The 12,192-nt window shown below is 39.0% G+C and carries 6 protein-coding genes, 21 tRNA genes and 1 rRNA gene; 27 read left to right on the top strand and 1 reads right to left on the bottom strand.

Annotation, left to right across the window (positions count from 1 at the left end; translation table 11 throughout):
* The first annotated feature begins 189 nt into the window (after positions 1-189).
* The 27 genes from rrf (at position 190) to ACFFHF_RS01275 (ending at position 11,141) form a co-directional block, all read left to right on the top strand.
* Positions 190-305: ribosomal RNA gene (gene rrf, locus ACFFHF_RS01145) — 5S ribosomal RNA — on the top strand.
* 6 nt (positions 306-311) lie between these two features.
* Positions 312-387 (top strand) — tRNA-Val (locus ACFFHF_RS01150).
* Positions 388-459: 72 nt separating this feature from the next.
* Positions 460-535 (top strand) — tRNA-Thr (locus tag ACFFHF_RS01155).
* A gap of 8 nt (positions 536-543) precedes the next feature.
* Positions 544-619: transfer RNA gene (locus ACFFHF_RS01160), tRNA-Lys, on the top strand.
* A gap of 46 nt (positions 620-665) precedes the next feature.
* A tRNA-Leu gene (locus tag ACFFHF_RS01165) sits at positions 666-747 on the top strand.
* Between the two features lie 35 nt (positions 748-782).
* Positions 783-857: transfer RNA gene (locus ACFFHF_RS01170), tRNA-Gly, on the top strand.
* A gap of 12 nt (positions 858-869) precedes the next feature.
* Positions 870-958 (top strand) — tRNA-Leu (locus ACFFHF_RS01175).
* Between the two features lie 69 nt (positions 959-1,027).
* Positions 1,028-1,104: transfer RNA gene (locus ACFFHF_RS01180), tRNA-Arg, on the top strand.
* Between the two features lie 13 nt (positions 1,105-1,117).
* Positions 1,118-1,194 (top strand) — tRNA-Pro (locus ACFFHF_RS01185).
* A gap of 14 nt (positions 1,195-1,208) precedes the next feature.
* Positions 1,209-1,281 (top strand) — tRNA-Ala (locus ACFFHF_RS01190).
* A 56-nt stretch (positions 1,282-1,337) separates the two neighbouring features.
* Positions 1,338-1,414: transfer RNA gene (locus tag ACFFHF_RS01195), tRNA-Met, on the top strand.
* Between the two features lie 23 nt (positions 1,415-1,437).
* Positions 1,438-1,514, top strand: a tRNA-Ile gene (locus ACFFHF_RS01200).
* A 12-nt stretch (positions 1,515-1,526) separates the two neighbouring features.
* Positions 1,527-1,619 (top strand) — tRNA-Ser (locus tag ACFFHF_RS01205).
* 16 nt (positions 1,620-1,635) lie between these two features.
* Positions 1,636-1,709, top strand: a tRNA-Met gene (locus ACFFHF_RS01210).
* A 37-nt stretch (positions 1,710-1,746) separates the two neighbouring features.
* Positions 1,747-1,822 (top strand) — tRNA-Asp (locus tag ACFFHF_RS01215).
* A 139-nt stretch (positions 1,823-1,961) separates the two neighbouring features.
* Positions 1,962-2,037 (top strand) — tRNA-Phe (locus ACFFHF_RS01220).
* 21 nt (positions 2,038-2,058) lie between these two features.
* Positions 2,059-2,134: transfer RNA gene (locus tag ACFFHF_RS01225), tRNA-His, on the top strand.
* A gap of 10 nt (positions 2,135-2,144) precedes the next feature.
* Positions 2,145-2,218: transfer RNA gene (locus ACFFHF_RS01230), tRNA-Gly, on the top strand.
* Positions 2,219-2,223: 5 nt separating this feature from the next.
* Positions 2,224-2,300 (top strand) — tRNA-Ile (locus tag ACFFHF_RS01235).
* 35 nt (positions 2,301-2,335) lie between these two features.
* Positions 2,336-2,411: transfer RNA gene (locus ACFFHF_RS01240), tRNA-Asn, on the top strand.
* A 3-nt stretch (positions 2,412-2,414) separates the two neighbouring features.
* Positions 2,415-2,505, top strand: a tRNA-Ser gene (locus ACFFHF_RS01245).
* 3 nt (positions 2,506-2,508) lie between these two features.
* Positions 2,509-2,580, top strand: a tRNA-Glu gene (locus ACFFHF_RS01250).
* 621 nt (positions 2,581-3,201) lie between these two features.
* Entirely contained in the window at positions 3,202-5,139 is a 1,938-nt protein-coding gene (gene glgB, locus ACFFHF_RS01255; RefSeq protein ID WP_160549757.1) for a 1,4-alpha-glucan branching protein GlgB, read from the top strand.
* The gene (locus ACFFHF_RS01260) at positions 5,087-6,283 is read left to right on the top strand and encodes a glucose-1-phosphate adenylyltransferase (RefSeq protein ID WP_377057446.1); all 1,197 of its coding nucleotides are present in this window, start codon (positions 5,087-5,089) and stop codon (positions 6,281-6,283) included. The genes glgB and ACFFHF_RS01260 overlap by 53 nt, the downstream gene beginning before the upstream one ends.
* Positions 6,276-7,295, top strand: coding sequence for a GlgC family sugar phosphate nucleotidyltransferase (locus ACFFHF_RS01265; protein WP_160549755.1), 1,020 nt, complete (start codon positions 6,276-6,278; stop codon positions 7,293-7,295). The genes ACFFHF_RS01260 and ACFFHF_RS01265 overlap by 8 nt, the downstream gene beginning before the upstream one ends.
* Positions 7,292-8,743 carry a glycogen synthase GlgA gene (gene glgA, locus ACFFHF_RS01270; RefSeq protein ID WP_340904992.1) on the top strand — a complete coding sequence of 484 codons (1,452 nt, stop codon included), beginning with the start codon at positions 7,292-7,294 and terminating at the stop codon, positions 8,741-8,743. The genes ACFFHF_RS01265 and glgA overlap by 4 nt, the downstream gene beginning before the upstream one ends.
* Positions 8,733-11,141 (top strand): glycogen/starch/alpha-glucan phosphorylase, encoded by a 2,409-nt coding sequence (locus ACFFHF_RS01275; RefSeq protein WP_160549754.1) that lies wholly within the window; start codon positions 8,733-8,735, stop codon positions 11,139-11,141. Before glgA ends, ACFFHF_RS01275 begins: the two co-directional genes overlap by 11 nt.
* Before the next feature lie 42 nt (positions 11,142-11,183).
* On the opposite strand, the gene ACFFHF_RS01280 is transcribed toward ACFFHF_RS01275, so the two are convergent.
* The gene (locus ACFFHF_RS01280) at positions 11,184-12,122 is read right to left on the bottom strand and encodes a 1,4-dihydroxy-2-naphthoate polyprenyltransferase (RefSeq protein WP_340904991.1); all 939 of its coding nucleotides are present in this window, start codon (positions 12,120-12,122) and stop codon (positions 11,184-11,186) included.
* Positions 12,123-12,192: the final 70 nt, after the last annotated feature.

Here is a 12,192-nt window from a genome sequence, read left to right on the forward strand (position 1 = left end):
AATCACGCAAGAAGGCCTGCCTTCTGGAGGGATTTGGCTTATGACCTCGAGCGGCTAGGCGCTGTAGCTGGACAACGATGAAACGTATTTCTTTCTTCTTCATTCATTATCTAGTTTTGAGAGAATGGTTAAAAATTTCTCTTGAAAAATTGTGAAAAACTATTATAATAAATAGTGTCGCATAAATAGTCTGGTGGCGATAGCGAAAAGGTCACACCCGTTCCCATACCGAACACGGAAGTTAAGCTTTTCAGCGCCGATGGTAGTTGAGGGTTTCCCTCTGTGAGAGTAGGACGTCGCCAGGCGTTAATGGAGGATTAGCTCAGCTGGGAGAGCACCTGCCTTACAAGCAGGGGGTCGGCGGTTCGATCCCGTCATCCTCCACCAAGATTTTTTTCACTAAGTGAAAAATAATCATCCATTAAAAATTCACTCAGTAAAAATATTATTCCTTTTCTCGCCGGCGTAGCTCAATTGGTAGAGCAACTGACTTGTAATCAGTAGGTTGGGGGTTCAAGTCCTCTCACCGGCACCATTTAGTACGAGCCATTAGCTCAGTCGGTAGAGCATCTGACTTTTAATCAGAGGGTCGAAGGTTCGAGTCCTTCATGGCTCACCAAAGTTTTTTGCTTCAGCAAAATAACTTTCCATTAATTAATATTTATGCGGGTGTGGCGGAATTGGCAGACGCACTAGACTTAGGATCTAGCGCCGCAAGGCGTGGGGGTTCGACTCCCTTCACCCGCACTTAAGTTTTTCTCTAGCAAAATAACTTATTATTTGCGGAAGTAGTTCAGTGGTAGAATACAACCTTGCCAAGGTTGGGGTCGCGGGTTCGAATCCCGTCTTCCGCTCCAAGAACTTCTTTTGCCGGGGTGGCGGAACTGGCAGACGCACAGGACTTAAAATCCTGCGGTAGGTGACTACCGTACCGGTTCGATTCCGGTCCTCGGCACCAAGGATTTTTACAAAGTAAAATATCCTTCCATTAAACTATCTTGTTACTTTGAGAGTAAATTAAAATAATGCGCCCGTAGCTCAATTGGATAGAGCGTCTGACTACGGATCAGAAGGTTATGGGTTCGACTCCTTTCGGGCGCGCCATATTAGATTTAAACGGGGAGTAGCTCAGCTTGGTAGAGCACTTGGTTTGGGACCAAGGGGTCGCAGGTTCGAATCCTGTCTTCCCGACCATCTAACTTTATTATGGGGCCTTAGCTCAGCTGGGAGAGCGCCTGCCTTGCACGCAGGAGGTCAGCGGTTCGATCCCGCTAGGCTCCACTTAGATTTTTTCACGAAACGTAGTGTAGTGAAAAAATCTTCATTAAATTAAATTTGGCGGTGTAGCTCAGCTGGCTAGAGCGTACGGTTCATACCCGTGAGGTCGGGGGTTCGATCCCCTCCGCCGCTACCAAAATTACTAAATTAGTTATCCTTGGACCTTTAGCTCAGCTGGTTAGAGCAGACGGCTCATAACCGTCCGGTCGTAGGTTCGAGTCCTACAAGGTCCACCATTTACGATATTTGGAGGTATACCCAAGTCCGGCTGAAGGGATCGGTCTTGAAAACCGACAGGCGGGTCAAACCGCGCGGGGGTTCGAATCCCTCTACCTCCTCCATATAATTTAATATCGTCGCGGGGTGGAGCAGTCTGGTAGCTCGTCGGGCTCATAACCCGAAGGTCGCAGGTTCAAATCCTGTCCCCGCAATTAAAAAGTTATTTTCAAGGAAACTTGAAAAAACTCTGGTCCCGTGGTGTAGCGGTTAACATGCCTGCCTGTCACGCAGGAGATCGCCGGTTCGATCCCGGTCGGGACCGCCATTAAATAATTCAAAGTTGGCTCAGTAGCTCAGTCGGTAGAGCACGATGAATAAGCTACAAAGCAAAACAGCCAGCGTACCGATTGAAAATCGGGACGAAGGACGAAACATAACTTTATCTAGGGTATTATCTTAAGTATGGCTCAGTAGCTCAGTTGGTAGAGCAAAGGACTGAAAATCCTTGTGTCGGCGGTTCGATTCCGTCCTGAGCCACCATTTATTTTCAATATAATTATGGCGATTGTGGCGAAGTGGTTAACGCACCGGATTGTGGTTCCGGCATTCGTGGGTTCAATTCCCATCAGTCGCCCCATAATATTTTTGCGGGTGTAGTTTAATGGTAAAACCTCAGCCTTCCAAGCTGATGTCGTGAGTTCGATTCTCATCACCCGCTCCATTTAAGGGCCTATAGCTCAGCTGGTTAGAGCGCACGCCTGATAAGCGTGAGGTCGATGGTTCGAGTCCATTTAGGCCCACCAGAACTTTTTGCACTACCTAAAAAACTTACCAATATTCCACAGTAGCTCAGTTGGTAGAGCATTCGGCTGTTAACCGAACGGTCACAGGTTCGAGTCCTGTCTGTGGAGCCATATGGGGAAGTACTCAAGAGGCTGAAGAGGCGCCCCTGCTAAGGGTGTAGGTCGGGTAACCGGCGCGAGGGTTCAAATCCCTCCTTCTCCGCCATATGGCCCCTTGGTCAAGCGGTTAAGACACCGCCCTTTCACGGCGGTAACACGGGTTCGAATCCCGTAGGGGTCATAAAAAACATTGAACATTTGTTCAATGTTTTTTTCTATTTGGTAAGTTCTTCACTAGTTAATGATATCAGAAGTAATTAACTAACCATATTAAAGAATACCTCTTTGCGTCTTTTTCCAGGTGCAAGGGTATCTGTTCTTAACTCTTCTACTAACCCTCTATTGATGACAATTTACTATCAATAGAGGGTTTATTTATCTCTTCTATTAAATGTCCTCTAACCAATTGTTAAGGTTTCCAATTTTCGACAAATGAATGAAAACCCTTTCATTTTTCAGCATAAAAATGACCTTTTCACACAAAGAAATCCTCTTAAATATATTATTCTAAATTCAATTATTTCATAATTCAAAATACACATTTTATTCATTACAACCAAATAATTAGCATATATCTCTATATCTGCATCATAAAATTTATTATCTATTAAAAAATAATTTCTATCATTTTTTGCAGTTTGCTGCGTTAAAGGGATGAATGCCGTCGAAATCATATGTCTAATAGCTAATTGTGTCGAAATGGAGAGTTAATTGTCAGAAAAATTAAAAAGGGATTTGAAAGATTGGCAAGAATTATACAGTAAAAGTAATGTACAAAACTAATGAATAGGTAGGGAGTAGAATGATTTTGGATTTGATTCATCCAACTGAATACCAGCTTCATTTATTTCATGAGGGTAATTTCTTTGAATGTTACCGTTTGTTTGGAGCCCATGTTCTTACTATTGATGAAAAGACATGCACGAGATTTTGCGTGTGGGCACCAAACGCAACAAAAGTATCTCTTGCTAGTGATGTAAACAATTGGAATGGAAGTGGTTATGAATTTAAAAAGGTGAATGATGAAGGAGTTTGGATGCTCATTGTTGAGCAGGATTTAACGGGCTGCCTTTATAAATATGAAATTCATACATCCACGGGAGAAGTATTATTGAAATCTGATCCTTATGCGTTTTTCTCTGAAGAACGGCCAAAAACAGCATCCATTTGTTACCCCTTAGATGGTTTCCAATGGAACGATCAAAAATGGCTTCAGAAAAAAGAGAAAAACAAAGTGTATTCAAGTCCTACTGTTATCTATGAGATGCATGTTGGATCATGGAAAAAGAAAGAGGACGGCAGCTTTTTAACGTATCGTGAATTAGCTGATGAGGTCATTCCTTATGTACTTGACCACGGATTTACTCATATTGAGCTATTGCCATTAGTGGAACACCCTTTAGATATATCTTGGGGCTATCAAGGAACAGGATATTTTTCCGTTACTAGCCGTTATGGAACCCCTCATGATCTGATGTATTTTATTGATCAATGTCACCAAAATCATATTGGAGTAATTATGGATTGGGTACCAGGTCATTTCTGTAAAGACGCCCACGGATTACACCGATTTGATGGATCTTGGGTTTATGAATATGAGACAGAGATTGATCGTGAAAATTACACTTGGGGTACTGCTAATTTCGACTTAAGTAAAACAGAGGTACAGAGTTTCTTAATTTCTAATGCATTGTTTTGGATGGAATACTTTCATGTGGACGGATTTCGCGTAGATGCAGTTTCAAACATCATTTATTGGCCTAATTCAGATGGTCAACGAGTAAATGAATTTGGTATTGCATTTTTAAAGAAGTTAAATCAAATTGTATATCAATATGATTCAAACCTATTGATGATTGCCGAGGACTCTACTGATTGGCCACAGGTAACTTCCCCAACTCACTACGGTGGATTAGGTTTTAACTACAAATGGAATATGGGCTGGATGAACGACATGCTTTCCTATATGGAAAAAGGGTCAAATGAACGCTCACAATTTCACGATAAAGTCAGCTTCTCCCTTCTTTATGCATTTTCGGAGAATTATATCCTTCCATTTTCACATGACGAAGTTGTTCATGGAAAGAAATCGTTACTTGATAAAATGCCAGGAGATTATTGGCAAAAATTTGCTCAACTAAGGCTACTATTAACATATATGTTTGGACATCCAGGGAAAAAACTTCTGTTCATGGGATTTGAGTTAGGTCAGTTCTCTGAATGGAAAGATGAAGAGGAATTGGATTGGCATTTATTAGATTATGAGATGCATGGAAAAATGAATCTTTTTGTAAAAGAATTGATCAAGGTGTATAAGCGCAATAAACCTTTATATGAGCTTGATCATTTACATGAAGGATTTGAGTGGATTGATGTAAATAACCGTGATCAATCGATTTTCTCTTTTGTTAGAAAAGGGGAAGAAGGAGATCCATTGGTCATCGTGTGTAATTTTACAGAAAAGACATATGAAGATTATAAAATCGGTGTTCCAAAAGAGGGAACGTATCGAGAAATATTGAATACAGATGCGGTTGATTTTGGAGGGTCCGGTGTAATTAATAAAAAGCCACTAGAAGCGATTGATGAAGAGTTTCATGGAAGAGAGCATCACATTATGATGAGGATACCTCCATTTGGGGTTTCTATATTGCGTCCAGTTAAACATCGAAAGGAGAGAAAAGGAAATGGCAAAGAAGAAGTGCGTAGCTATGCTGTTAGCAGGAGGGCAAGGAAGTAGGTTACATTCCTTAACTTCAAATTTAGCAAAACCAGCTGTACCGTTTGGAGGGAAGTACCGAATCATTGATTTTACTTTGAGCAATTGTACGAACTCAGGAATTGATACGGTGGGTGTCCTTACTCAGTATCAACCACTAGTGTTAAACTCGTATATTGGAATTGGAAGTGCATGGGACTTGGATCGAAAAAATGGTGGGGTGACTGTTCTTCCACCTTATAGTGAGTCCAAGGAGATGAGATGGTATACAGGTACTGCTTGTGCCATCTATCAAAATTTAAATTATTTAATTCAATATGATCCGGAATATGTACTCATTCTGTCCGGAGACCATATATACAAAATGAATTATGAGTTAATGCTAGATTTCCATATTGCTAGAGATGCTGATGCTACCATTTCAGTGATTGAAGTGCCTTGGGATGAAGCAAGTCGATTCGGTATTTTAAATACGGATAGTGATATGAAGGTTGTCGAATTTGATGAAAAACCTGCGAATCCGAAGAACAATCTAGCCTCTATGGGGATTTACATTTTTAAATGGTCTGTTTTAAAAGGGTATTTGGAAAAGGATGCTGTTCTTCCTGAGTCAAGTCATGATTTTGGAAAGGATATTCTCCCAACCTTATTATCAGACCAGAAGAAATTATTTGCTTATCCGTTTAGTGGTTATTGGAAGGATGTTGGGACTGTACGTAGTCTTTGGGAAGCAAATATGGATCTCCTAGATGATAAATGTGGATTAGATTTATTTGATTATACTTGGAGAATTTATTCAGTAAATCCAAATCAACCACCACAGTTTATCTCAAATGATGCACTCGTCAATGATTCACTCATTAATGAAGGTTGTGTAATTGAAGGAGAGATTGAAAAATCGGTACTTTTTCAAGGAGTAAAGGTTGAAAAAGGAGCCTATATTAAAGAATCAGTTATCATGCCTGATGCAGTGATTGGAAAAAATGTGTTTATTGAAAAGGCGATCGTCCCGTCGGAGATGGTTATACCAGATGGAACAATTATTCGTGCTTTGCCAGATGCGGAGGATGATATTGTTTTAGTAACAGAGGGATATGCTTCAAACCCTTTAAATACAGAGAATAGAGAACAAATAAATGAGGAGATGAGGGGTAAGGATGGATAGAAAGCTGCTTGGAGTAATAGATGCAACAACATATCAAAAAGGATTAGAGGATCTAATCCAACATCGTTCTTTAGCTGCAGTACCATTTGGAGGACGTTATCGATTAATAGATTTTGTTCTTTCAAACATGGTCAATTCTGGAATAAAGAGTGTGGCGATTTTTCCGAAGAATCAATACCGTTCCTTAATGGATCATTTGGGGTCTGGAAAGGATTGGGACTTAAATCGTAAGCGAGATGGGTTATTCTTTTTTCCTGCTCCTGCAGAAGAAAAAGAAATAACTTCATTTAATCATTTTGCTGCCAATAAAGATTACTTTGATCGTAGTAACCAACAGTATGCCCTCATCTCAAACTGCTTTACTGTTTGTAGTATGAATTTTGAACCTATTCTCGATTGGCATATCAAGAGCGGCTGTGATATTACAGAAATAAGAAAAGACGGACGATCTCTTCATATGTTTTTAATGAAAAAATCTCTTTTAGTAGAACTTTTTGAGACAAGAGAGCAAACGGGATATACATGTATGAGAGATGTTGTAACAGATATTAACAGTCCTTATCGTCAATGCCATTATGAATTCAAAGGATACGCAGTGATGATCGACTCGATTACAACGTATTTTAATGAAAGTATGAAGCTATTAAATCCATCCATTTGGAAGGAGCTCTTTTTAAAGAATCAGCCAGTGTATACAAAAGTAAAGGATGAGCCACCTACTCGGTACTTTACAGGAGCTACGGTGAAAAATTCAGTCATTGCCAATGGCTGCTTAATTGAAGGAACCGTTGAAAATAGTATTATTTCTCGTGCTGTAAAAATTGGCAAGGGAACGGTAATAAAAAACAGCATCATCATGCAAAAATGTCAAATTGGTGAAAATTGCGTATTAGATTCGGTTGTTTTAGATAAAGATGTTAAGGTAAATGATGGAACAATGATGTATGGAACAAAGGATTTACCATATGTGGTTCGTAAAGGAACAGTACAAGGGGCGTTGATGAATTCGTGAAAGTTTTATTCGCAGTTTCGGAATGTGTACCTTTCGTTAAATCCGGAGGGTTAGCAGATGTAGCAGGATCTTTACCTAAAGAATTGAAAAGACTTGGTACAGATGTAAGAGTAATGATGCCGAAATACGGTACCATTCCTCAAGCAATACGTGAAAAGATGACTAAAAAACATGAGTTGATTGTGAATGTTGGCTGGAGAGAACAATATTGTGGTATTGAAGAGTATGTCCATGATGGAATTACTTATTATTTTATAGATAATGAATACTATTTTAAGAGAGATTCCTTGTACGGTTATTTTGACGATGGTGAGCGGTTTGCTTTCTTTAACCGTGCCGTGCTTGAAGCGGTGCGTATACTAGATTATTATCCAGATGTCATTCATTGCCATGATTGGCATACAGGAATGATTCCTTTCTTACTAAAAACGGAATATCAAAAGAAAAACGGCTATGGATTTATGAGAACAGTATTTACGATTCATAATCTTGGATTCCAAGGTATTATGCCTAAGGAAGCTTTAAAGGATTTATTTGATTTAGATGATTCATATTTTAATACCGATCAACTTGAGTTTTATGGAAACATAAATTTTATGAAAGCAGCACTTATTGCGTCTGATCGAATTACTACCGTTAGTCCTACATATATGGACGAAATACAAACGGAGTACTATGGTGAAAAGCTGGATGGATTGCTAAGAAGTCGTTTAAGTGATCTTGAAGGAATTCTAAATGGAATTGATGATGAATTTTATAATCCAGAAAAGGATTCGTTTCTTGTAAAAACATACGATGCCAATCATCGTAATCAAAAACTAGTAAATAAAAAGGCCATTCAGAAACAATTTGGCTTACCACAGGCTTCACAAATTCCATTAATGGTTATGGTCACACGTTTAACAAAACAAAAAGGATTAGATCTTGTTAAACATGTGTTTAATGAAATTATGGCTGAGCCGATTCAATTCCTCATTCTTGGAACGGGGGATGACGAGTTTGAAAATTTCTTTCGAGACATGGAGCGGCAGTATCCAGATCGATTTAAAGCATATATTGGTTTTGATGAAGGTCTAGCTCACCAAATTTATGCAGGTGCTGATCTTTTTCTCATGCCTTCAAAATTTGAACCATGTGGGTTAGGCCAAATGATTGCGATGAGATATGGCGCTATCCCTATCGTTCGAGAAACTGGGGGTCTAAATGACACCGTGTTTGCATATGATGAATTCTCAGGAGAGGGAAATGGTTTCTCCTTCAAGAATTTTAATGCGCATGATATGTTGTATACCATTAAACGTGCCATCCATTTTTACGAAAATGATCGGGTTTGGAATAATCTTGTTAAGCATGCAATGAGCATTGATAACAGCTGGGCACAGTCCGCCTTTAAATATAATCAATTATATGCTCAACTTTTATCCAGGAGTGAAACTCATGTTTTCTAACAAAGAAATGTTCACGGAAACGTTTTTACAACGTCTCGAAATGACTTGCGGAAAAAGCTTTCAAGAAAGTACGAAGAGAGATCACTACCATACTTTAGGAATCATGATCCGTGAATACGTAAGCTCAAATTGGATCAAGACAAATGAAAGTTATCGAGCGGAGAAAGAAAAACAAGTCTATTACTTATCTATTGAATTTTTGCTTGGAAAGCTTTTGAGGCATAACCTCCTTAACCTAGGAATTGATGATGTAGTGGAAGAGGGACTAAAGGAGCTAGGAATTGAGCTTAGCGACTTAGAGGAAATGGAAGCAGATGCAGCACTTGGTAATGGCGGCTTAGGACGTCTTGCAGCCTGCTTCATGGATTCTCTTGCAACTTTAGATCTTCCGGGTCATGGATGTGGTATTCGTTATAAGCATGGCTTATTTGAGCAGAAAATCGTAGATGGATATCAAGTAGAATTACCTGAACAATGGCTTCGTCATGGCCATGTATGGGAAGTAAGGAAAGCTGATTTAGCTGTAGATGTTCCTTTTTGGGGAAGAGTAGAAGCGATCAATAATAATGGAAAGTTAGAATTTCGCCATCTTGAAGCGGAAACGGTGATGGCTGTACCATATGACCTTCCAGTGGTAGGTTATCAAACAGACACAGTTAACACGTTACGCCTTTGGAGTGCTGAAACTACTCCGTACCCAATAAATCGAGATATTATGAAATATAAGCGCGATACGGAGCTTATCTCAGAGTTTTTATATCCCGATGATACACATGATGAAGGAAAGATTCTACGTTTAAAGCAGCAATATTTCCTTGTCTCTGCAAGTATTCGTTCGATTGTGAGATCTTATCGGAAACAACATGCTAGTTTAATAGATTTTCATAAATATGTGGGTCTGCATATAAATGATACGCATCCCGTATTAGCCATCCCCGAATTAATGAGGGTACTTATTGATGAGGAAGGGATGAGTTGGGAAGATGCATGGCATATTACGACAAACACTATTTCATATACGAATCATACAACTTTAGCAGAAGCTTTAGAAAAATGGCCGGTTCGCATTTTCCAACCGTTGCTTCCACGAATTTTTATGATTGTAAATGAAATCAACGAGAGATTTTGCCAAGACTTATGGACACAGTATCCAGGGGATTGGCGAAAAATTGAGGATATGGCAATTATTGCTCATGACCAAGTAAAGATGGCTCATTTGGCGATTGTCGGTTCATACAGTGTAAATGGAGTAGCCGCCATTCATACAGAAATTTTAAAACAAAGAGAAATGAACCAATTTTATCAAGTATTTCCTGAAAAGTTTAATAATAAGACCAATGGGATTACCCACAGACGTTGGCTGATCAAATCCAATCCGAAACTAACAAGTTTGATCAATGAGGGAATTGGGACGAAGTGGGTCAATCACCCAGAGCATTTAAAAGAGCTTCAATTTTTCCAGCAAGATTCTGCTTTTCTAGAGCAGTTGTATGAGATCAAGCAGGATAATAAGAAATCACTTGCAGAAAAAATTAAAGCAAAGACAGGTATAGTCGTTGATCCTCTTTCTATATTTGATGTTCAAGTAAAGAGATTGCACGCTTATAAACGACAGCTCTTAAATGTTCTTCATATTATGTACTTGTATAATCGCTTGAAAGAGGATTCGAGCTTTCAGATGTATCCAAGAACGTTCTTGTTTGGAGCGAAAGCATCACCTGGTTATTACTATGCAAAGAAAATTATTAAGCTCATCAATACCATTGCAGAAAAAATAAATAATGATAAAACGGTATCTGACAAGTTGAAAGTAGTATTTCTTGAAAACTACCGTGTATCATTAGCTGAAGAAATCTTTCCTGCATCTGATGTGAGTGAGCAAATTTCGACTGCTAGTAAAGAAGCCTCGGGAACAGGTAATATGAAGTTCATGATGAATGGTGCACTTACCTTAGGTACACTTGATGGAGCTAACATTGAAATCAAGGAACATGTAGGCGATGACAATATATTTATTTTTGGATTAACAGCGGAAGAAGTTATGAATTATTACCAGTATGGCGGCTATACGTCAGTCGACTATTATCACCATGATAAACGTATTCGCCAAGTGGTGGATCAGTTAACGAACGGATATTTTGGCGATCTTGATAATGAGTTTGAGCCGATCCATGATTCGTTATTAATGGAGAATGACCAGTATTTTGTTTTACGTGATTTCTCATCTTATATAGAAGCCCAAAGAGAAGTAGGGAAGGCTTATGCTGATCAAAATAGGTGGTTAAAGATGAGTTTAGCCAATATAGCGAATTCAGGTTTTTTCTCTAGTGACCGAACCATACAGCAGTATGCGGATGACATTTGGAATATTTCTTCTGTAAAAGGTAAAGTTAGGTAAATAACAAAGAGGAGACCATTTTTATAGGGTCTCCTCTTTTGTTTAATTGTTTAAGAAATGTCCTAAAAATAGTCCGATTGATAACAAAAATCCAAATATCGTATTTGTTTGGGCAGTCGCTATCATGGCTGGAACCATTTGAATCGGTTTTGTTTTTCCGATGAATCCTTTGATCGCTTTGATTGCTTTTGGTGAGCTTAGCAACACGATCGCTAACCAAGCAGAAGCATAGTCTAAACCAATCAGAGTAAATACCCAAGCATAAGAGACAAGGAACATTCCTGCTAAAAGAAAGATTGCTCTTTTTTGACCAAGTAGGATCGCTAATGTTTTTCTTCCATTTTCTTTGTCACCATCATGGTCACGTATATTATTGGCAAGTAGAATGGCACCTACAGTTATGACGATAGGTACAGATATTAATACACTTATCATAGTAACAAAACCTGTTTGAATGTAAAAGGCAATCAGTATGATGAGCATTCCCATAAAGAAACCGGCAAAGATTTCTCCAAAAGGAGTGTACGCGATCGGAATAGGTCCTCCCGTGTATAGATAACCTACTGTCATTGAAACTAGACCAATCGCAGCAAGCCACCAGCTAGAATTCATACAAATATATACTCCTAACAGCATGGAAATACCATAAAGACTAAGAGCTATTTTCATAACGGTCGCAGGTTGAATTCCTTCGCGAACAATGGCTCCACCTATACCGACAGAGTGCTCGTTATCAAGACCACGTTTGAAATCATAATATTCATTAAACATATTTGTTGCCGCTTGTATAAGTAAGCAAGCGATAAGCATGGCGATAAATAAACCAAGGTCAATAGATGTTAATGGTAAGGCTAATGCGGTTCCTAATAATACAGGAACAAAGGCAGCTGTTAACGTGTGTGGTCGTGTAAGTTGCCACCAGACTCTCCAATTTTTCCCCTTAAAAGTAGGCGAAGGACCCGTTTGCATTTGTGGTTGCATCGTACCTCTCCCCATTTCTATATTTATTTGTCAAAACTATATAAGTTTAAAATAATTTATATCCAAATTC

This window comes from Robertmurraya beringensis (assembly GCF_042433785.1).
Lineage (GTDB): Bacteria > Bacillota > Bacilli > Bacillales > Cytobacillaceae > Robertmurraya_A > Robertmurraya_A beringensis.

Excerpts from the sequence above, each read along its gene's own strand:
- ACFFHF_RS01275 (WP_160549754.1), top strand. The coding sequence starts at position 8,733 with ATGTTTTCTAACAAAGAAATGTTCACGGAAACGTTTTTACAACGTCTC.
- ACFFHF_RS01280 (WP_340904991.1), bottom strand. The coding sequence starts at position 12,122 with ATGCAACCACAAATGCAAACGGGTCCTTCGCCTACTTTTAAGGGGAAA.
- ACFFHF_RS01265 (WP_160549755.1), top strand. The coding sequence starts at position 6,276 with ATGGATAGAAAGCTGCTTGGAGTAATAGATGCAACAACATATCAAAAA.
- ACFFHF_RS01260 (WP_377057446.1), top strand. The coding sequence starts at position 5,087 with ATGGCAAAGAAGAAGTGCGTAGCTATGCTGTTAGCAGGAGGGCAAGGA.
- glgB (WP_160549757.1), top strand. The coding sequence starts at position 3,202 with ATGATTTTGGATTTGATTCATCCAACTGAATACCAGCTTCATTTATTT.